This is a genomic window from Modestobacter marinus (genome assembly GCF_019799945.1).
Taxonomy (GTDB): domain Bacteria; phylum Actinomycetota; class Actinomycetes; order Mycobacteriales; family Geodermatophilaceae; genus Modestobacter; species Modestobacter marinus_B.
In genome coordinates this window covers 1-565 of record NZ_JABGCH010000201.1, presented here as the reverse complement: position 1 = coordinate 565, position 565 = coordinate 1, and the positions used below count along the sequence as shown (strand labels likewise).

The 565-nt window shown below is 67.8% G+C and carries 1 protein-coding gene; it reads left to right on the top strand.

The features are described 5' to 3' along the window. Positions 1 to 103 precede the first annotated feature (103 nt). Positions 104 to 328, top strand: coding sequence for a hypothetical protein (locus HK417_RS24650; RefSeq protein ID WP_222273510.1), 225 nt, complete (start codon positions 104 to 106; stop codon positions 326 to 328). Positions 329 to 565: the final 237 nt, after the last annotated feature.

Sequence of the window (565 nt, the reverse complement as noted above, 5' to 3'; positions counted from 1 at the left end):
CACACTCTCACCACCGCAGCCTGAACCTCAGGCCGCAGAAGCGAGGTGACCACGGGACCGGGTCAACTCCATGCTTCCCCAGCGGCACTGGTTCGGCGCCTGATTGGGTTGGATCCCACAGCAGCACCCATTCGTCCATCCCAACGGTGACCACTCGCCCATCACCGAGCGCCCTGACCAGCCCACCGTCGTACTCCCCAAGCGGCACGGGTTCGCCGCCCGGGCGCTCCGGATCCCAGACCAACAGCCGACCGTCCTCACCGCCGGCGACTACCCGCCCATCACTGAGAAGTTCCAACTCGTCCACGGCGTCAACGTGCTGCCCTAGCACGACTGGTTGGGCGCCTGGGCGCGCCGGATCCCACACCAACACGCGACCGTCCTGACCGCCGGTGATCAGACGCCCATCACCGAGCACCAGTTGCCCGACCACACCGTCCACGTGGTCCCCAAGCACGACCGGTCCGGCGCCCGGGCGGGCCGGATCCCAGACAGAACCGTCCTGGATCTGACGGACGCTCGGTTTAGGCCACCTCGAGGGCCGGGGTGGTCGTTGTGTGACGGT